This window comes from Ancylobacter sonchi (genome assembly GCF_018390695.1).
In the GTDB taxonomy this organism is placed as follows: domain Bacteria; phylum Pseudomonadota; class Alphaproteobacteria; order Rhizobiales; family Xanthobacteraceae; genus Ancylobacter; species Ancylobacter sonchi.
Window position 1 is genome coordinate 477,323 of the sequence record NZ_JAHBGF010000028.1, and the last position, 20,601, is coordinate 497,923.

Genomic DNA, 20,601 nt, shown 5'->3' on the forward strand with positions numbered 1-20,601 from the left:
AACAGACCTTACCGGTACGGATCGGCCGCGTCACGCAGACCGTCGCCGAGGAAGTTGAAGGCGAGGATCACCGCGATCACCGGCACCACCGGCAGGATGAGCCAGGGATAGAGCACGACGATGTTGATGTTCTGCGCTTCGTTGAGCATCACGCCCCAGCTGGTGATCGGCGGGCGCAGGCCGAGGCCGAGAAAGCTGAGCGCCGTCTCGCCAAGGATCATGCTGGGAATGGCGATGGTCGCCGAGGCGATCAGATGGCTCATGAAGCCCGGCACCAGATGGCGGAACACCACGCGGGGCGTTCCCGCTCCCATCAGTTGCGCGGCGACCACATAGTCGTCCTCGCGCAGCGACAGCAGCTTGGAGCGGACGGCGCGGGCCAGCCCGGTCCAGTCCATCAGGCCAAGGATGACGGTGATGCCGAAATAGACCAGCAGCGGGCTCCAGCTCGGCGGCATGATAGCCGATAGCGCCAGCCAGAGCGGGATGGTCGGCAGCGATTGGACCACCTCGATGGTCCGTTGCACGAGGAGGTCGAACAGGCCGCCATAGTAGCCGGCGAGGCCGCCGATCACGATGCCGAGCGTAAAGCTGACGGAAATACCGATCAGACCAATGGTGAGCGAGATGCGCGCGCCGTAGATGATGCGCGAAAGCATGTCTCGACCCAGCCGGTCGGTGCCGAGCAGGAACAGCGTGCCGCCCTTCCCGGGACAGACGAGATGCAGGTCGCCCTCGAACATCCCCCAGAAGCGGTAGCCGTCACCCCGGCAGAAAAAACGAACCGGGAAAATCTCTTGCGTGTTCTCGCTGTAGTTCCGCTTCAGGTTGTTCATGTCGAGCGTCGAGGTCAGCCCATAGGTGAAGGGGCCGATGAACGCGCCGTCATGGAAAAGGTGCACGCTTTGCGGCGGGGTGCGGATGAAGTCGGTATGCCGCGTCTGGTAGTTGTAGGGGGCGAGGAACTCGCTGATGAGGATAGAGGCGTAGAGCACTATCAGGAAGGCGCCGGAAATGACCGCCAGCCGGTGCTTGCGGAACTTCCACCACATCAGCGTCAGCTGCGAGGCGAGGTAGACGCGCTCCTGCGCCTTGGTGAGCTTGTCGGCCTGATGGGGATCGAACGCTCCCGCGGCGACGAAATGCGGCAGCGGCGTGCCGGACGGCGGCAGGACGACTGGCTGGTTCACTTCGTGCGCCCTCCCTGCAGGCGGATGCGCGGATCGAGGAAGCCGAGCAGGATATCGGAGATCAGCACGCCGACCACGGTCAGGCAGGAGAGGAACAGCAGGAACGAGCCGGCCAGATACATGTCCTGGCTTTGCAGGGCACGCAGAAGCAGCGGGCCGGTGGTCTGGAGCGACAGCACGACGGCGGTGAGTTCCGAGCCGGAGACGATGGAGGGCAGCACGTCGCCAATATGCGACACGAAGAAGTTCAGCGACATGCGCAGCGGATATTTCACCAGCGCCTTGCCGGGCGGCAGGCCCTTGGCTTTGGCGGTGACATAGTACTGCTTCTGAAGCTCGTCCAGCAGGTTGGCGCGAATGGCGCGCACCATGCTGCCGGTGCCACCGGCGCCGATGATCAGCACCGGGATCCACAGATGGGCGAGGACCGACTGTACCTTGGCCCAGCTCCACGGCTGGTTGAAATAGATCGGGTCCATCAGGCCGCCGATGGACAGGCCGAACCACACATTGGCGAAATACATGAAGATCAGCGCCAGCAGGAAGTGCGGCACGGCGATGCCGAGCAGGCCGATGAAGGTCAGACCGTAATCCGCCCAGCTATACTGGTGCGTCGCCGAATAGATGCCGATCGGAAAGGCGATGATCCAGGTCATCAGGATGGTGCAGAACGACACCAGCACGGTGAGGGCGAGCCGCTCGCCCACCACGTCGCTCACCGGCATCTCATACTCGAACGAATAACCGAAATCGCCCTGCACGAAGCCGGTGACCCACAGGAAGTAGCGTTCGATCAAGGGCTTGTCGAAGCCGTACTCCTTCTTGAGGAATTCCACCCGGCTCATGTCGGCCTTTTCGCCCTGCGCCGCCATCTCCGCGACATAGGTCTCGAAATAGTCGCTGGGCGGCAGCTGCATCACCGTGAAGATCAGCGCGCTGGTGATCAGCAGCGTCGGGATCATGATCAGGATGCGGCGGGCGATATAGCGAAGCATCGCTTATGGCTCCCCGTCGTCGAACCAGAAGGTGTCAGGCTGATAGACGCCGAAATAGGCGCCCGGCTCGAAGCTGAAAATGCCGACTTCGGGGACGTTCTTCAGGTGGTTAGACACCACCACCGGCTGCGAGGCACGGTTGACGATGCCGATGGAGAACACCTCGTCGGCATTGATCTGCAGCATGCGCTGCCAGATTTCACGCCGCTCCTCGGTGGTAACCGATTGACGCCAGCGACTTTGCAGGTCGATCAGCTCCTGCGCCGCCGGCATGTCGGGCTTCTCGCCGGCCATGCCGCCGGTCTCCACGAACTGCCCCCATTGCGGCCACTGGAACTGCATCGAGCTCGTCGGGGCGAGGCCGTCGGGGGCCATGTCCGGTCCCGGCGTGGCGTTGTCGAGGCCGGGCCATACCGACATCATCGCATTGCCGGAGCTGACGCTGCGCCTCAAGAGATCGGTCTGCGTCGCCCGCACGAACAGCTTGATGCCGATCTTCTCCCAGTCATAGGCGACGAGTTCGAGGACGTCGGTTTCCTCGGTGCTGTTGCCGGCGGTCTCGATGGTGATCTCGGCCCGCCGGCCGTCCGGCAGCATCCGGATGCCATCATCGTCGCGCTTCGACAGGCCGGCGGCGTCCAGCAGCTTGTTCGCAAGCGCCGGATCGTACTGTGTCCAGGCCCGGTCAAATTTGGAATCGAAGAGCGCGCTGCCGGGAATGACGGTATTGGCCCCCTCATGGGCAAGGCCGAAGAAGATCACCTGGTTGATGTCGCGCCGGTTGATGCCGACGGACAGCGCGCGACGGACATTGGCGTCCCGGAGCACCGCACGCCAGGCGGGATCCTTCACGTTGAGGTTGGGGAAGATGGCGACATAGGCGCCCTCCCCGCGCTCCCACAGGCGCACCGTGTAATTGCCGCGCTTCTCGCCTTCCTTCAGGAAGGTGTAATTGTCGAAACGCAGATAGCGTGCCTGCAGGTCGGACCCGCCGGCGCCGACCTTGGCCGGAATTAGCGAGGCGGTGCCGATAGCGATGGTGATGCGGTCGACGTAGGGCAGTTGCCAGCCGCGCTCGTCGACGCGGTGGAAAAAGGGATTGCGGTCGAACACGAAGAATTCCGCCGGCGGCTTGGTACGCGGAATCCACGGGCCGAGCATCGGCAGTTCGGGATTCTCCGGCCGGTAGGAGCGTGCCATCCGGTCGTGCAGCGCCCCCCAATCCTTCACGCGCTCCTGCCGGATCAATGCGCCGAGGCGGATCGGATCGGCGTAGCGCTGGTGGAACTGGCGCAGATAATGCGCCGGCACGAAGACCTCCAGCGGCTGCGCGCCGGCCAGCGCCGGCAGGAAGGCAGGATTGGGCTTGCTCCAGCTGAAGCGCACCGTGGTCGCGTCGAGGACCTCGAACTTCGCCACCTCGCCATCGACAAACAGCTGGAAGGGAGGCCCGCCCGGGCTCAGCCGGTCGTTATTGGCCATGTCCTCCCACCAATAGCGGAAGTCCTCAGCCGTGAACGGCCAGCCATCGGACCATTTGTGGCCCTTACGCAGATGCAGGGTGAAGATGCGGCCGCCCTCGACGTCGACCTTCTCCACTATGTCGGGCACGATCTTGCCGGCGGTGTCGAACACTACCAGCCGCGTATAGCCGTAGATGCTGATGGAGCGGATATCGCGCTGGTCGCCCATCAGCATGCGCATGGTGCCGCCATAGCGACCGGGCTCGCGACCCATGCCGGCGACATCGATCACCCGCGGATGATCGGGCAAGCGATCGGGCAAGGCCGGCATCTGGTCGATGTCGACCTCGGTGCGCAACAAGGGCGGCTCGGGCGGGTAGCGACCTGGCGCCGCACCGGCGACCCGTTCTCCCGCCAGCGCCATCATCAGGGCCAGGAATGTTCTTCGCCGCATGGTCACCTCTATGCGCAGCGAATGTCGTGGGCGGTGCAGCGCTCGGCCGCCAGCACGCTATGGCCGTTGCCGAGATCGACCATCCGCAACGGGCCGCCTTCGGTGTCGCGGAACTCGGTCGGCCAGCTCGCCGGGTCGGACGCGGTACCACCGGACATGGCGACATCGAAATCAAGCTTGCGGTCGAGATCCGGCAACGGCACCGCCTTCAGCAGGGAGCGCGTATAAGGATGCGCGGGATTGCGAAAGAGTTCCTGCCGGGGCCCGATTTCGACGATGCGGCCGCGCGCCATGACCGCGATGCGCTCGGCCATGTAGTGGACGACCGCGAGATTGTGCGAGACGAACAGATAGGTCAGCCCGAGGGAGGCCTGCAGATCCTTGAGGAGGTTGAGGATCTGCGCCTGCACCGAGACGTCGAGCGCCGAGACCGGCTCGTCGCAGATGATGAGATCCGGGTCGAGCGCCAAGGCGCGGGCAATGCCGATGCGCTGGCGCTGGCCGCCCGAGAAACTGTGCGGATAGCGGTTGAGGAAACGCGGGTCGAGGCCGACCGCGTGCATCAGCTCGACGGCGCGCTGCTTCTGGGCGTTGGCGTCGCCCCTGCCCTGGATGATCATCGGCTCGCGGATGATGTCGAGCACGGTCATGCGCGGCGACAGCGAGCTGACCGGGTCCTGGAAGATCATCTGCATATGCGGGCGGAACGCCTTCAGCGCGTGGGAATCGAGACCCAGCACGTCCACGGCGCCCTTCTCGCCGTGGAACACGACCTCGCCGGAATCCGCCTTGCGCGCCCGCATGATCATGTTGCCGACGGTGGTCTTGCCCGACCCGCTCTCGCCGACGAGGCCGAGGCACTCGCCGCGGCCGATGTCGAAGCCGACATCGTCGACGGCCAGCACAGAGCCGCCGCCCTTGCTGCCATAGGTCTTGCGCAGGTGGCGGACGCTCAGCAGCGGCGCGCTGTTGCCGTCATAGACCCGCTTGGCCCGCGTCGGGGCGACGGGCGAGACGTCGCGCAGCGCCACCAGGCGCTCGCCCTCCTGCATGTCGAAATCGGGCGAGGCCTTCAGCAGCGCCTTGAGATAGGGATGCGACGGCCGGCGGAAGATATCCTCCACCGTGCCGGCCTCCATCACCTCGCCGCGATAGACCACCACCACCTCGTCGGCCATGTTGGCGACCACGCCGAGGTCATGGGTGATCAACAGGATCGCCATGCCGATGTCGCGCTGGAGCTCCTTCATGAGCTTCAGCACCTGCGCCTGGATGGTGACGTCGAGCGCGGTGGTCGGTTCGTCGGCGATCAGCAGCGCCGGATGACAGATCAGCGCCATGGCCAGCATGGCGCGCTGGCGCAGGCCGCCGGAAAGCTCGAACGAGTAACGGTCGTAGGAGCGCGGCGGATCGCGGAACCCGACCAGGCCGAGCATCTTCTCGGTGACCGCCCTCGCCTCCTTGCGCGGATGCGGGCGGTGGAGCTGGAGCGCTTCCTCGATCTGGCTGCCGACGGTATGCACCGGCGAGAGCGAGGACATCGGCTCCTGGAAGATCATACCGATGCGGCCGCCGCGCAGCTTGCGCATCTTGCTGCCGTCAGCGGGAAGCTGGGCGATGTCGAGGACCTTGCCGTCCTTGAGCGGGTCGCTGAACAGGATCTGGCCCTGCGAGATCACCCCGTTGCGCGGCAGCAAACCCATAACCGCCTGGGAGATCACGGTCTTGCCGGAGCCGGATTCGCCGACGAGCGCGACCGTGCGCCCGGCGGGCACGCGCAGCGAGACCCCCTTGACCACCTCGTTCAGGTGGCCATGCATCTCGAAGGAAATACGTAGATCGTCGATGCGCAGGACATCGGAAGGCGTCGCGGGCGCCACGCGTCTATACTCCGGCCTTGTTCAGGACCCTCAGCATAGCAGGGCGCGCCATGATCTTGTCCAGCGCCGCGCGATCGGAAACGGCATAGGCCGGCACCGTCGTGTTGTGGGCATCGACCACCACGTCGCGAACGCTGTGATCGGTGAAGTCGTAGCCGGAGGCTTCGGCAGTGGAGACCGCGATCACGTAATCCGCCAGGAATTCCTTGGAGGCTGCTTCCAGCCCCACCGAAAAGGCCACGGTGGAACCGATGGCACGCATGACCGAGTTCTGCAATCCATCGCCGATGCGCGCGAGCACCACCGGACCGGTATGGATGCCGATGCCGGCCCGGATAGGGATCGGCAGTGCGCCGCGCATCTCCGAGTTGAGCAGATCGAGCACCTTGCTCATGTCGCGGGCCGCGCTGAGGGCGGCGCGCGCGCCGGCACCGACATGGTGGTCGTCGACATCGAAAACCGCCAACAGGCCGTCGCCATACATCAGGTCGATATGCCCGCCATGGCTCTCCACCGCTTGCGTCATCTCGGCGGCAAACCGGTTGATCAGCACGGCGATCTCATAGGGCAGCCGGTTCTGGGTCAGAGTGCTGAAGGCGCGCAGGTCGAGGCACAGCACTGTGGCGTTCCGCTCCAGCGCCCATTCGTTCGCCTCGCCGTCGACATCGGCATTGGGGCGACCGAGCACCGGCATCAGCACCCTCACGCCGATGTCGTGCGTGGGACGCAGCTGGCAGCCGAGGCGCACATTCTCCGGCGCGCCGATATGGGACAGCAGCAGCCGCTCCGGGCCGGAGGCATCGGGCAATCCCTTCGCGCCGGCGATGATATGCACCCGGCAGGTCGAGCACCGTCCGCGTCCACGACAGGTCGAGGGATGCGGAATGCCGTGCATGCGGCTCGCCTCCAGCACGGAGATGCCGCGCGGCACCTGCACCGGGCCGTGGCCGCGATAGGTGATGGTCACGGTCGCCCGCGAGCGCCGGCGCACATAGGCGAAGCCGATCAGACCGGCGAGGCCGATCCCGAAGGCGCCGAGGCCGCTGTCGAGCATCATCCGCGCCCGGTCGAGGCCGGCACGCTGCTCCTCGGTCATCGGCTTGGGGCTGACATATCTCGCTGCCGCCTCGCGTCCCGAGGCGACGAAGCCCGCCAGCGCCAGCAGCGGCACGATGATCGCCACCATGCGCAACGTCGTCCGCCAGTGCGGATACCAGTTCTGGTAGCGCAGCGAATGGTGGATGCCGACCACGCCATGCGTCCAGGCCACCAGCAGAAGCACGGTCTGCCAGGTGGCAACCGCCGGCCACATCCTGGCGAGCACCGCGTGATAGGCTTCGTCGGCGCCGAACCAGGTGCCGCCCACCCGTGTCTCCAGCACATGGCCGGCGGCCAGCAGCGGGATGGCAAGCCCCGAGACGATCTGCCAAGCCTCGTCCCGCGGCATCCGCCAGGTGTGGCGACGCAGGATGCGGAGGCTGGAGAGGATCATGTGGGTAAGGAAGCAGGCATAGAGCAGGACGCTGCCGGGAAGCGACTTCCACAGCAGCCAGCGCCATTGCTGCGCCACCTCCATCGCCTCGACCCCGAATATGCCGAGCGCATGGTTGAGCAGGTGGGTGAGCACGAACGCAAACAGCACGATACCCGACCACAGCCGTGCGTGGCATGACCAGGGATGGTCGCGAAAATCCTGCTGTAGCCTCCCTGAAGCCGGCGACCCGGTCGTCGTGCTGACGGAAGCCATTGCCGTGGATCAGTGCGTGTGCTGCGGCTCGCCGAGACGGCGACCGGCATCCACCGCCGGCGCGCCCTGCGGGAGCTGCTGCACCAGTTGGGCGCAGATGTTGTTGAGATCCATGATCTGTCGTCCCAGTTCGCGCATGACGGCGAAGTTGAACGGCGGCGATTCCTTCAGCAGCTGGAGGAACACGTCGCGGTCGATGCGCAGCGCCACCACCGGGCTCTCGGCGGTGATCGTCACCATGCGCACCTGATCGCACAGGACGCCGGCCTCGCCGAGGATGGCGCCACGCACATGCTCGGCGAAATTGATCACTCCCGCCGGCGTGCGTAGCGACACGGTGAACTGACCTTCCAGCACGATGTAGACAGCATCGGACGCCGCGCCCTGCTCATAAATCACCTCCCCCGGCTGGAAGGTGATCCGGTCGCTGACCATGGCAAGCAGCTTGAGCTTGGACGCTTCCACATGATGGAACATGCGGAATTTCTGCATCGACCTGACTTCGTCCTCGATGGTCATTTTCCAACCTCCTGAGGAACACGTTCCCCGTTAGGCAGACGCCGCTGCGGGCTCGGACGCCGGCATTTCCGAAGGGGCTTCCGCACTGCCCCTACGTTCCAGGCCAGTGAACTTAGCTCCTTCGAATTTCAACACAATGTCAAACGACGACAAATCGTCGTCTGCCGATTGCGTCACGATCACTGTTCGCCCCTGCATGGCGTCCATGATGTTCTCAAGGATCATATGGCCTTCCGACGGCGCGAAGCTAGATAGCGCATCGTCTAGGACGAGAATATCCGGCCGCCGTAGCATCGCGCGCGCCAGTTGCACCGTCACGCGCTGCTGCACCGAGATCAGCCGGCCACCCGGGCCGACCTCCTGGTCGAGGCCCTTGGAGACCACGAACCTCTCCAGCCCGTGCTCGTTCAGCACCTCGGCGACCACGGCAATAAGCTTGTCGCGCATATGCGCCTTGCCATAGCGGATGCGCCCGAAGATCAGGTTGTCGCGGATCGACGCCGCCGGCATCAGCCGTCCTTCGTCGTAAAACTCCACGTCCTTGGCTTCCGACGCCGGCAGGAATTGCCGGAAGCTCACCCGCGCCCGCAGGATGCGGGCCACCAGGCGATCGTCGATCAGGTTCAGGCGGTGGCGCGGCTCGACATACATCAGCGCGTAGCCGATCAGCTTGTCGCGTACCTGGGCACTGAGGTGCCGCCGCTGGCCGCGGTTCCACGCCGAGCGGACCTCGGGCCACACCGCCTCGATCTCGGCATTGTCGATGAAGGAATAGCGCTCGCGCAGCGGGTTGTCGGGCGCCAGATCCTGGAAGACGTCCGCCACCGTCTCCACCATCTTGATGCCGATCGCGGTAAGCGGCGCCGTGAGGGCTTCCGCCGCGATGATCGAGCGCATGAAGGGGTCAGCCGCCATGTTCTCCGCCGCGAAGCGGTCGCCGACCGCAACGCCGTAGAGCAGGTTCTCGCCGATGCTGGCGCTGGTGTTGAACGTATCCGGCTGGAAGGCCTCGACATATTGCTCGAGGCCGCGCTCCCTGAAGCGCTCGATCATCGCCGGGCGAGCGGCGAGCAACTGCGTGGCGGTGTCCGGCTTGATGTTGTCGCCGAGGCGGCTCGACATGCCGACGCGGAAGATCTCGTCATAGCCGCGCACGACGCGCAGCGCGTTGCTGATCGCCGTATCGACTTCGGCGGCATTCGACGCGCCGATGGCCGCATAGTCGATCCAGTCGGCACTGGGTGACACCAGCGGATTGTCGGTCTTGCGCGCCTCCTCCAGCCAATAGCGCTGCTTCGCCGTCAGTTCCGCCTTCTCGTCCGGACGCGGCGTCGCGCGCCGCAGCACGAGGGTCAGGTTGTCGCGGATCGAGCCCGACATGATGTAGGGCTCGCTCGACGCGTAGAGCATGATGCTGCTGGCCTCGCGATCGGACATGGCGGAAATCTCCTGCCCGCCGATCGTCACGCTGCCCTGGTAATCGGTCACCTGGCGGCCGATCACCTTCGCCAGCACGTCGCGCCCGCCGCCGGCCGGGCCGGTGAAGGCGATCCGGCCCGGACGACCAATGGCGACCGACATGCGGTCGAGCTGCACGATGCCGCGCCCGTTGATCACCCGCAGGCCGACCACGGTGATCGGCGCATCGGCAGCGATGGCCGGCGGCGGCTCGTTGGTTTCCTTCGGCAGCAGCGTGTCCTTGGAGAACTGGCTGACGACCTGCTCGTATTTGACGGTCACGTCGGCCCGCTGCTGGTCCCAGTCGATCAGTTCCTTGATCGGCGTCGGCAGGTCGCGATAGGCGGCGATGACGGCGACCAGCTGGCCGATGTCGAGCTGGCCCTTGAGCGCGAGATAGCCGCCCACCGTGTAGAAGACGAACGGCGTGAGCTGGGCCAGCAGGTTGTTGAGGTACTTGACCGCGAATTTGCGGCGATAGAGCCGCAGGCGGATATCGAACAGTGTACCGAGCCGATGGCCGATCTCCGCCGAGGAATGGCCGGTGACGCCGTAATTGTGCAGTGCCGGCGCGGCCTCGATCATCTCGCCGATGCGCCCGGCGAGGATGCGGGATTCGATCTGCCGTTCCCGTCCGAGCCGGATCTGCTCGCGGCGCAGATGCGGGATGACGACGCCCTGCACCAGGATCAGGCTGATGGCGAGCGTGCCCAGCCACATGTTCTGCGCCAGGATGAACGCCATGGCGGTGAGCGCCTGCGTGCCGAGGAAGGCGGGGGTGATGAACGCCTCGCCGAAGAAGCCGCCGATCGGCTCCACCTCGTCCTTGATCATGCTGGTGACTTCCGCCGACTTGGTCGTGCGGATGTCTTCCGGCCGGAAGCGCATCACCAGCCCGAACAGGTCGAAGCGAAGCCGCCGCAGCATGCGCTCGCCAAGCACACCCTTGCGGATGTTGATGACGTATTTGAACCAACCGCTGATCAGCGTCAGGACAAGGAAGACCAGGCTGAGCGCGAACAGGTAGGGCAACTGCGCCAGCAGCAGCCCGTCGGAAATGACATAGCTGCCGCCGCCGAGGAAGTCGGGCAGCGAGATGGTGAAGGCGAACAGACGGGCCTGGGTGACGCCATGCTCGAAGACACTGCCCTGGATGCCCTCGTTGACGATGCGCTTCGGGACATCGAGCGACCACCAATAGAAGGGCAACGACGCCACCACGTAGAACAGCACGATGAGCTGTTCACGCCGGCTGTACATCCAGACGTAACGAAAAAAATTGACCGACAACGCGAGTGGCGCCTTTTCTCGCTCAAGCTACTCTAACGGCACTAGATGGTGTGCGAAGCGCCCGTCTGCCGAACGCTTCACCTTTTTATGATCCTAACATGACAATCGAGTCCCGGTGATATGCGCCCTGCCCCGACCGTCGCCCTGCTCGCCGCCCTGCTGACCGTCGCAATGTCGGCTTCGCCGAGCCGGGCGGACCCGGCAACCACCCCTCTGGCCGACGGATTCGAGGGCGAGGATTTCGCGCCCGGAGGCGGCCTTTACTACAAGCACAACCACGAGCAGAGCGCTGGAACCGTTGTGTTTCAGTCCCAGGTGGCCCGCAGCGGCCATCAGGCGCTCGACCTGTCGGTGCGTCCGATGTGTCCGCCGGAGAGCGAGCTGTGCAGCGAGCGCGCGGAGATCTGGGAGAAGCCCGACGTACTGGTGCCGTACGGGCGGCAGACCTGGTATGCGCTTTCGATGCAGCTGGCGCAGCCGGTTTCCACCGAGCGCCATCGCTATGTGATGATGCAGTGGAAACGCGAGATCGATCCTGGCGCGATGGGCGATTACAGCCCTCTCCTCGCCCTCCGCCTGATGGAAGGGCGCCTTGCCGTCACCGTCGATACGGATACCGGCGCCTTCGCGCCGATCGGCACACCGGAACGGCCGACGGGCTGCAAGCCCGGCGAGGCGATGGCGAGCCCCCCGGACGAATACAACCAGTTCCGCACGCTCGTCGCCATCGAGCCCGGCGCCATGGGGCCGGAGGAAGCCGGTTTCAGCGGTTGCACCCCGGACATCCGGGTAACGCCGCGCGGTACCTTGCCGGCGGCCGGATCGGGCTGGATCGACTATGTCTTCAGCGTCCAGCCTGGCCCCAAGGGTGACGGGCGCATCGACGTCGTGGCCAATGGCGCGTGGATCGTCACCGTCGAAGGCAAGATCGGCCATGAGGGGCCGCAGCTCGGCGACCACATGTACTTCAAGTTCGGCCCGTATCGCGGCGGCGACGGCAATATCTGGCGCATCTACTACGACGATTTCCGCCGTGGCCCGACCTGCGCGGATGTCGCCGACGCCGCCATCTGCGCCAAGATCCACGATTGACGAGAAGTGCGACCGAGCCGCCGAGCGTCAGGCCTTGACCAGCCGCGCCGGCGTCAGGCCGAGCCGAGCGAAGACGTTGCGGGTATCGACCACGAGGCGAGCCTCATCGGCCACCAATGCATAGTCGACGCCGTCATGGTCGGTGGCGACCAGAACGGCGTCAAAGCCGGCGAGCGTCGCCGCATCCAGCGGGATCGACGGCTTGCCGCTGAGGCGTGGGTGACGCCTTGTCGGCGGCAGCGCCGTCACCTGCGGGTCGTGGAACTCGCAGAGGCCGCCGCGCTCGTCGATCAGCTCCATCAGCTTCAGCGCCGGGCTCTCGCGCACGTCGTCGACGTTCTTCTTGTAGGCAGCGCCGAGCACCAGTACGCGCGCGCCGGCAAGGCCGCGACCGAAATGCCGGTCCAGCGCCTCGGCCAGCTGGTCGACGACCAGATACGGCATGCGGGTGTTGATCTGGCCGGCCAGCTCGATGAAGCGCGTCTCGATGTCGAATTCCCGCGCCTTCCAGGTCAGGTAGAACGGATCGATGGGGATGCAGTGCCCGCCGAGGCCCGGACCGGGATAGAAGGGCATGAAGCCGAAGGGCTTGCTGCTGGCCGCCTCGATCACTTCCCAGATGTCGACGCCCATGGCGGCGTAGACGGTCTTCAGCTCGTTCACCAACGCGATATTGACCGAGCGGAAGATGTTCTCGGTCAGCTTCACCGCCTCGGCAGCCTGGGTGGACGAGACCGGCACCACGGAACTGATCAACTGGGCATAGAGCAACTGCGCCAGCGCACCCGCCTCCGACCCATCGCCGCCGACCACCTTGGGTATGGTGGCGGTTGAGTAATGGGCGTTGCCCGGATCCTCGCGCTCCGGCGAGAAGGCGAGGAAGAAATCCCGACCGGAGGCGAGGCCGGTGGCCTCCAGGATCGGCTTCACCAGCTCGACGGTGGTACCGGGCCAGGTGGTCGATTCCAGCACGACGAGCTGCCCCGGCCGCAGCGTCCCGGCGATGGTGCGGGTGGTATCGGCGACGAAGGAAAGGTCCGGCTCGCGCTGGCGCGTCAGCGGCGTCGGCACGCAGATGACGATGGCATCGCACGAACCGAGGCTGGTGAAATCATCCGTGGCCCGGAAGCGGCCGTCGGCCAGCGCCGCCTCCATGCGCGCGGCGGGGATGTAGCGGATCACCTGTTCGCCGGCGTTGATCGCCTCCACGCGGCGGGGATTGATGTCGAAGCCGATGACCGGAAACCCCGCCTCGGCGGCGACCAGCGCCAGCGGCAGGCCGACATAGCCGAGGCCGATGATGCCGATCGTCGCCCGGCGCGTGCGGAACAGCGTGTCGAGCTCGGCGAAGGTGGGCGTGGTCATGTCTGGGAATCCGGGCCGGGGTGTCGATGAGGCGGGTCGTTGCTCAGGCGGCGCCGCGCCGTCCGGCGGTGCGGCGGGCGCCGAAGCGCCTCTCGATGTTCTCGGCCCGGTCGGGTGCCACCCGCACCACCAGATGCAGCGTGCCGTCCTCGGCACTCCGCCGGTCCAGCACCTCGCTGTGGCGGTAGAGCCAGCCGAGCCCCTCCCCGTCCGCCGGGCTGAGGTCGAGCGCCAGCGTCACTCGATCCCGCGACAGCCGGCGACCGATGGCGAGCTTGAGCTCGTCCAGCCCCTCGCCGGTCAACGCCGAAACCGGAATGGCGCGCGCGTCGCCGGTGAGGCGTGCCGCGGCATTGAAGATGCGGGCACGACCCTCCTCGTCGAGGCTGTCGATCTTGTTCCACACCTCGATCAGCCGATGGTCGTCGTCGGGATCGACCCCGAGGCCGCGCAGCACGTCGGCGACGTCAGCCGCCTGCGCCGCGGTGTCCTCGTGCGAGACGTCGCGCACATGCAGGATGATGTCGGCCTCGATCACCTCTTCCAGCGTCGCGCGGAAGGCGGCGACGAGCTGGGTCGGCAGGTCGGAGATGAAGCCCACCGTGTCGGAGAGGATGATCTGGTCGCCGGTATCGAGCTTCACCGAGCGCAGCGTCGGGTCGAGCGTGGCGAACAGGAGATCCTGCGCCATCACGCTGGCAGCGGTCAGCCGGTTGAACAGCGTCGACTTGCCGGCATTGGTATATCCGACCAGCGCGACGACAGGGTAAGGCACCTTCTTGCGGCTGGCCCGATGCAGCGCGCGGGTGCGCTTCACCTGCTCAAGCTCGCGCTCGATCTTGTAGATGCGCTCGCCGATGACGCGGCGGTCCGCCTCGATCTGGGTTTCGCCGGGACCGCCGAGGAAGCCGAAGCCGCCGCGCTGGCGTTCCAGATGGGTCCAGGAGCGGACCAGCCGGCTCTTCTGGTAATTCAGATGAGCGAGTTCGACCTGCAGCACGCCTTCCTTGGTGCGGGCACGTTGGCCGAATATCTCCAGGATGAGAGCCGTTCGGTCGATCACCTTGGCCGACCACGCCTTTTCGAGGTTGCGCTGCTGCACGGGGCTGAGCGGCGCATCGACGAAGACGAGGCCGGCTTCATGGGCCTTCACGTCCTCGCCGATCTCCTCGACCTTGCCGCTGCCGAGATAGGTGGCCGGCCGCACGGCCGAGAGGCCGATCACATGGGCCGACACCACATCGAGATCGATGGCGCGGGCAAGCCCGACCGCTTCGTCCAGCCGGGCCTCGGGCGAACGGCGGCGCTCGCCCTCCTCGCCCGGCCTGCGGGAGACATGAGGAACCAGCACGACGACACGGGTTGCGTCGCCGTTCGGTTCGTCGGTCGGTGCGAGGCTCTCGCCGGAACCGGCGGGCGAGCGCCGGGAATTCCTGCTTTCCAAGCTCAACCCTTCTCGCCGGTCTCGTCAGGCTCGAAAAGTTGGACGGGATGACCGGGCATGATGGTGGAGATCGCGTGCTTATAGACCAGCTGCGAATGCCCGTCCCGCCGCAGCAGGACGCAGAAATTGTCGAACCAGGTGACAACCCCTTGCAGCTTCACGCCATTGACGAGGAAAATCGTAAGTGGCGTCTTGTTCTTGCGGACGTGGTTGAGAAAGGTGTCCTGAAGGTTTTGGGTACGTTCCGCGGCCATGTTTTTTGATCCGTTGTTTGTGTGGTGCGCCGGCGCGGCCGCCGCCTCTGCCTTTCCCGTCCGGGGATCGGCAACGGTGACGTGCTCATTTAGCATCGCACACCAAGCCTATCGCGCAAGATGCCTTCATCTGTGAAGGGGTTTTGCGCTATTTGCGGGCAAATTCCGCAACATCGTAGAAAGAATCGCGCAGCGAGCGCGCGACGGGACCCGGTTTGCCGTCGCCGACCGTCTTTCCGTCTATGCTGACGATGGGTACCACCACATTGCTGGCCGAGGAAATGAAGGCCTCGCGGGCGGCGAGCGCCTCGTCGAGCGTGAATCCGCGCTCCTCCACCGTCAGGCCGAGTCGATTCGCGACCTCGAACAGCACAGTGCGCGTGATGCCGCGCAGGATACCCGATTCGGCCGGCCGGGTGACGATGGCGCCCGCCTGCGTGACGATCCAGGCATTGGTCGAACCGCCCTCGGTGACCACGCCGTCGCGTACGAACCAGGCCTCCCGCGCCCCGGCCTCCTTGGCCGCCTGCTTGGCCAGCACGTTGGGCAGCAGGCCGACCGTCTTGATGTCGACGCGGTCCCACCGGTTGTCTGGCACGGTGATGACGGCGGCGCCGCTCTCCACCGATGCGGCGGCCTTCGCCTGGTCGGTGGCGCGCGCGGTGACGACGATGGACGGCAGCGTGTCGGGCGACGGGAAGTAATGATCGCGTCGGGCGACGCCGCGCGTCACCTGGATATAGACGATGCCCTCGCGCACGCGATTGCGGCGGATGGCCTCGCGCAGCACGACGCCGAGTGCTGCGGGCGGCATCGGCATGGCGATCCGCAGCTCCCGCAGCGAGCGCTGCAGCCGCTCCATGTGGCGACGCTCGTCGACCATCCGACCGCCGCGCACCTCGCACACCTCGTAGACGCCGTCGGCGAACTGGTAGCCGCGATCCTCGACATGCACGGCCGCGTCGGCATGCGGGACATAGAGACCGTTCACATAAGCCACGCGCGACATGATTTCCTCGAAACGTCTTCGCTACCGGCGCCAGAAGGCGAAATGCGCCAGCCCCAGGACGACGAGGATTTCGAGGCGTCCGAGAATCATGGCGAACGCCAGTATAAGCTGGGCATAGACCGGCAGCGCGATCCAATCCGGCCAGACCACGCCTTCTTCCCAGCCGGCATAGTAGACCGGCCCGGCATTGCTGATGGCGGCGACGATGGCGACCAGTGCCGCGTCGAAGCTCGGCATGGCGGGCGCGATCACGATGGTCAGCAACGCGATCATGCTGCACGCAACGCCGAAGCACAGCCAGATCGCCTTCATCATCGGCATGGATATGCTCTGCTGGCCAAGGCGGCGCGGGTACACGGCATTGGGGTGCACCAGCCGCTCGAGCTCCAGAGAGCTCTGCACCGCCATGGCGGCGGCGCGGTACATCTTAATGCCGCCGGCCGAGGAAAAACTGGCCCCTCCGACAAAGATGACCACCAGCACCAGCGCTAGCGGCAGGGCGCCGAAAGCGCCGGCATGCGGTTCGATGGCGGTGGTCGTCACCAGCGCGACGCCGGTGAACAAGCCATCCTCCAGCGCCAGCACCAGCGACTGGCTCCCGATCGGTGTCGCGTACCAGCCCGCGGCAGCGAGGATGCCGATGGCCACACTGACGAGAATGACGCCGATGTTTTCCTGCTGGCCGAAAGCGAGGCGGAAGCGGCGGGTGAGGATCATCCGATGCCACAGGATGCTGGTTCCACCCACCAGCATGAACAGCATCATCACCAGCTTCACGACGAAATGCCCGTAGGCGGCCATGCCGTCGGCATCGGGGAGCAGGCTGCCGGTGGAAAGCGCCGCACCGGCGAGGCCGAGCGCGTCGAACAGCCTGACGCCGCTCATATAAAGCAGGACCGTGCACAGCGCCGTGGCGCCGAGATAGACCGGCAATACCTGCCGCAGGGCATCGGAGATCGAGGTGGCGCCGCTACGCCGCAGCAGATGGCTCCGCTCGGCGTGGTCGGGCAGGCCGCCCACTCCCGCAGGACCGAGCACGGCGACGAAGCCGACCAGAGTCAGCAGGCCACCCGTCCACTGCAGGGTCAGCAGCCAGCCAAGCGTCGCGCGCGGCAGCACGTCGACATTGTGGATCAGCCCGCCGCCAGAGGTGGTGAAGGCGGAGACCGCCTCGAACCAGGACTGCGCGAAGCTGAGCGGCGTGGTCGCCACGATGGGTAGGGCGGCGAGTGTCGGTATGCCGAGCCAGAGCACCACCAGCAGGGAGAAGGACGAGAGGCGTCCGAGCTGAGCCCGGATATTGCGCAGCCCGAGATAGACGGCGCCCGCCCCGAACACGGTGAGCAGGGCCGTCGCCAGGAACGCCGGCGCGCCGTCCTCGCCCCGCAGCAGCGCCCCCACGGCGGCGGCGAGCAGGAAGGCGGCCACGACGCCGGCGGCGGCCGCGCCGTAGCGGGCGAGAGCGATCATCGGCAAGCACCCCTCAAAAGAACGCGCCTTTCAAAAGAACTCGCCTCTCAAAAGAATTCCAGGCTGACCCTGAACATCTGCTCCACCCGCTTTACCCGGTCGGCCAGCGCGAAGATGATCACCCGGTCGCGGGCATGGATGACGACGTCGCCGCGCGGCAGGATCAACTGCCCCCCCCGCATGATGGCGCCGATGCGCATGCCGTCGAACAGATCGAGGTTGCGCAGCGGCTTGCCGACGAGCGGCGACGTCTCCAGCGCCTCCGCCTCGATCACCTCGCCGGCGCCGTTGAGCAGCGAATGCACGCCACGGATGCGCCCCTTGCGGACATATTGCAGGATCTTCGAGACGGTGATCTGCCGCGGATTGACATAGGCGTCGATGCCGAGCCCACGGGCGAAGGCCGGATAGTTGGGATCGTTCAGCAGCGACAGCATGCCGGTGGCGCCGAGCTCGCGCGACAGCAGGCAGGACAGGATATTGACCCGGTCGTCATTGGTGACGGCGATCATGGTGTCGGCATCGCCCACCGCCGCCTCCTCCAGGATCAGCCGGTCGAGCGCGCTGCCGCGCAGCACCACCGTCTTCGACAGCTCCTGCGCGATCGCCTCGGCGCGCTCGGCATTCTCCTCGATGAGCTTCACACGGGCGCGGGGATTGCGCCGCTCCAGCTCGCGCGCGACATAAAAACCGATATTGCCGCCGCCGCCGATCACCACGCGCTGGGCCGGCGGCTCGTCATGGCCGAAGATCGACAGGGTACGAGTCACCTGGTCGGCGCCGGCGACGAAATAGACGAGGTCGCCGGCGATCAGCGCGTCGGCGCTGCGCGGCACGAACACCCGCCCCTTGCGATTGACCGCCACCACCACGGCGCGCAGATCCGGGAACAGGTCGGTGAGCTGGCGCAGCGGCGTGTCGAGCACCGGGCAATCGTCGGCGCAACGCACCCCGACCACGACGGCGGCTCCGTCGGCGAAGCTGACGGTGTCGATCGCGCCGGGCAGGGACAGCCGGCGCAGCACCATCTCCCCCACCTCGATCTCCGGCGAGATCACCACGTCGATCGGCAGATGGTCGCGCGAGAACAGGTCGCGCCAATGGCCGTGGAGATAGCTCTGGGCGCGCACGCGGGCAATCTTGGTCGGCACGTCGAACAGCGCATGGCCGACCTGGCAGGCCACCATGTTGACCTCGTCGTGCAGCGTGACGGCGATGAGCATGTCGGCCGCCTCAAGACCGGCGCGCTCCAGCACATCAGGATGCGAGCCGTGGCCGACGAAGCCGCGCACGTCCAGCGTGTCGGTCACCGCCTGGATGAGCCGGGCCGAGGTGTCGATGATCGACACGTCGTTCTGTTCGGCCGCCAATCGCTCGGCGATGCCGAAACCCACCTGGCCCGCGCCGCAGATCACGACCTTCATCGTTACCCCCAAAACCTTACGCGGGAGACTAGAGCATGTTCCGCAAAAGTTGAAAGACTTTCGCGAAAGGCGATATGCGCCAGCCTATTGATATTAGAGCACTTTCCTGACGATCGGGCGATAGGCGTCCGATCGGGGGCGGAGGTGTCGCGTGGCTGTGGGCCGGGGCTTCCGGTTCAGCCGATGCCAAGCGCCTTGAGCTTGCGGTGAAGGGCCGAGCGCTCCATGCCGACGAATTCGGCGGTCCGCGAGATGTTGCCGCCGAAACGGCTGATCTGCGCCACCAGATATTCGCGCTCGAACACTTCGCGGGCGTCGCGCAGCGGCAATCCCATCAGGTGCTCGCCGCCGCTGCCATTGGGCAGGTTCGGCACCAGCGAGCCGACATCCGGCGGCAGCATGTCGGCGGTCACCGGGGCGTCGGGCTCGCCGCTGGCGAGGATCAGCAGCCGCTCGATATTGTTGCGCAGCTGGCGGACATTGCCCGGCCAGTCATGCGACTGCAGCACGGCGAGCGCGTCGTCGGCGATGCGCCGCCGCGCAAGGCCGGTGCCGTGCGAGATCTGCTCGAGGAAGAACTCGACCAGCTCCGGCACGTCGTCGCGGCGCTCGGCCAGCGGCGGTACCCGGATCGGCACCACGCCCAGGCGGTGATACAGGTCCTCGCGGAACCGCCCCTCGGCGATTTCCTTTTCCAGGTTGCGGGCGGTGGAGGAGATGATCCGCACATCCACCGACACGCGGGTCGCACCGCCGACGCGCATGAAATTCTGGTCGACCAGCACCCGCAGAATGCGGTTCTGGGTCTCGCGCGGCATGTCGGCGATTTCGTCGATGAACAGCGTACCGCCATGCGCCTCTTCGAGCGCCCCGACCTGCCGTCCCTGCCCGGCCACGGCCTCGACGCCGAACAGCTCCACTTCCATGCGCTCCGGCGTGATGGCGGCGGCGTTGATCACCACGAACGGCCCGTTGGCGCGCGCCGAAGCGGCGTGCAGCATGCGGGCGGTCAGTTCCTTGCCGGAGCCGGACGGGCCAACGATCATGATGCGGCTATTGGTCGGCGCCACCCGTTCGATGGTCTGGCGCAGCTGGTTCATGACCGAGGATTTGCCGATCAGGTGCTGGGCCAGCGGGGCGCGCTGCTTGAGATCGCGCACCTCTCGCTTGAGCCGGAGGGTCTCCAGCGCCCGGTTGGCCACCAGGATGAGCCGGTCGGAGTTGAACGGCTTCTCGATGAAGTCGTAGGCGCCCTGCTTGATCGCCGCCACGGCCGTTTCGACGGTGCCGTGGCCGGAGATCATCACCACCGGCACGTCCGGATGCTGGCGCTTGATCACTTCCAGCAGTTGCAGTCCGTCGAGCTTGGAGCGCTCGATCCAGATGTCGAGGAAGATGAGATGCGGGCGGCGCGCCTCGATGGCGGCGAGCGCCTCGTCGCTGTCCTTGGCGGTACGGGCGCCATACCCCTCATCCTCGAGAATGCCGGCGACCAGCCCACGAATATCGGCTTCGTCGTCGACAATCAGAATGTCGGTTGCCATGTC

The 20,601-nt window shown here is 66.0% G+C and carries 15 protein-coding genes; 1 reads left to right on the forward strand and 14 read right to left on the reverse strand.

The annotated features are described in order from the left end of the window. Positions 1–8 precede the first annotated feature (8 nt). The 7 genes from KHC28_RS17610 to KHC28_RS17640 form a co-directional block, all read right to left on the reverse strand. Positions 9–1,190, reverse strand: coding sequence for an ABC transporter permease (locus tag KHC28_RS17610; RefSeq protein WP_214009636.1), 1,182 nt, complete (start codon positions 1,188–1,190; stop codon positions 9–11). Further along, positions 1,187–2,185 carry an ABC transporter permease gene (locus KHC28_RS17615; protein WP_214009637.1) on the reverse strand — a complete coding sequence of 333 codons (999 nt, stop codon included), beginning with the start codon at positions 2,183–2,185 and terminating at the stop codon, positions 1,187–1,189. Before KHC28_RS17615 ends, KHC28_RS17610 begins: the two co-directional genes overlap by 4 nt. Positions 2,186–2,188: 3 nt before the next feature. Beyond that, a complete protein-coding gene (locus KHC28_RS17620) occupies positions 2,189–4,102 on the reverse strand; it encodes an ABC transporter substrate-binding protein (protein ID WP_214009638.1) in 1,914 nt (637 codons plus the stop codon). 8 nt (positions 4,103–4,110) lie between these two features. Beyond that, positions 4,111–5,922 carry an ABC transporter ATP-binding protein gene (locus tag KHC28_RS17625; protein WP_214009969.1) on the reverse strand — a complete coding sequence of 604 codons (1,812 nt, stop codon included), beginning with the start codon at positions 5,920–5,922 and terminating at the stop codon, positions 4,111–4,113. A gap of 64 nt (positions 5,923–5,986) precedes the next feature. Further along, complete coding sequence (locus tag KHC28_RS17630; protein ID WP_214009639.1) at positions 5,987–7,624, reverse strand: adenylate/guanylate cyclase domain-containing protein; 1,638 nt, start codon at positions 7,622–7,624, stop codon at positions 5,987–5,989. Between the two features lie 114 nt (positions 7,625–7,738). Next, positions 7,739–8,248 (reverse strand): cyclic nucleotide-binding domain-containing protein, encoded by a 510-nt coding sequence (locus KHC28_RS17635; protein WP_214009640.1) that lies wholly within the window; start codon positions 8,246–8,248, stop codon positions 7,739–7,741. Positions 8,249–8,278: 30 nt separating this feature from the next. After that, positions 8,279–10,966, reverse strand: a complete 2,688-nt coding sequence (locus KHC28_RS17640; RefSeq protein WP_214009641.1) for an ABC transporter ATP-binding protein/permease — start codon at positions 10,964–10,966, stop codon at positions 8,279–8,281. Between the two features lie 201 nt (positions 10,967–11,167). On the opposite strand from KHC28_RS17640, the gene KHC28_RS17645 reads away from it, so the two are divergent. Beyond that, entirely contained in the window at positions 11,168–12,088 is a 921-nt protein-coding gene (locus tag KHC28_RS17645) for a heparin lyase I family protein (RefSeq protein WP_246564932.1), read from the forward strand. A 27-nt stretch (positions 12,089–12,115) separates the two neighbouring features. On the opposite strand, the gene KHC28_RS17650 is transcribed toward KHC28_RS17645, so the two are convergent. The 7 genes from KHC28_RS17650 to ntrX all read right to left on the reverse strand — a co-directional run bounded on the left by KHC28_RS17650 (position 12,116) and on the right by ntrX (position 20,598). Continuing rightward, complete coding sequence (locus tag KHC28_RS17650) at positions 12,116–13,453, reverse strand: nucleotide sugar dehydrogenase (RefSeq protein WP_214009643.1); 1,338 nt, start codon at positions 13,451–13,453, stop codon at positions 12,116–12,118. A gap of 43 nt (positions 13,454–13,496) precedes the next feature. After that, complete coding sequence (gene hflX, locus KHC28_RS17655) at positions 13,497–14,897, reverse strand: GTPase HflX (protein ID WP_376772741.1); 1,401 nt, start codon at positions 14,895–14,897, stop codon at positions 13,497–13,499. 2 nt (positions 14,898–14,899) lie between these two features. Next, the gene (gene hfq, locus KHC28_RS17660; RefSeq protein ID WP_213351732.1) at positions 14,900–15,151 is read right to left on the reverse strand and encodes an RNA chaperone Hfq; all 252 of its coding nucleotides are present in this window, start codon (positions 15,149–15,151) and stop codon (positions 14,900–14,902) included. 148 nt (positions 15,152–15,299) lie between these two features. Next, positions 15,300–16,160, reverse strand: coding sequence for a D-amino-acid transaminase (locus KHC28_RS17665; RefSeq protein ID WP_214009645.1), 861 nt, complete (start codon positions 16,158–16,160; stop codon positions 15,300–15,302). 21 nt (positions 16,161–16,181) lie between these two features. Beyond that, positions 16,182–17,630, reverse strand: a complete 1,449-nt coding sequence (locus tag KHC28_RS17670; protein ID WP_214009646.1) for a TrkH family potassium uptake protein — start codon at positions 17,628–17,630, stop codon at positions 16,182–16,184. A 47-nt stretch (positions 17,631–17,677) separates the two neighbouring features. Further along, positions 17,678–19,054, reverse strand: a complete 1,377-nt coding sequence (gene trkA, locus KHC28_RS17675; protein WP_214009647.1) for a Trk system potassium transporter TrkA — start codon at positions 19,052–19,054, stop codon at positions 17,678–17,680. Between the two features lie 176 nt (positions 19,055–19,230). Continuing rightward, entirely contained in the window at positions 19,231–20,598 is a 1,368-nt protein-coding gene (ntrX, locus tag KHC28_RS17680; protein WP_214009648.1) for a nitrogen assimilation response regulator NtrX, read from the reverse strand. Positions 20,599–20,601 lie beyond the last annotated feature (3 nt).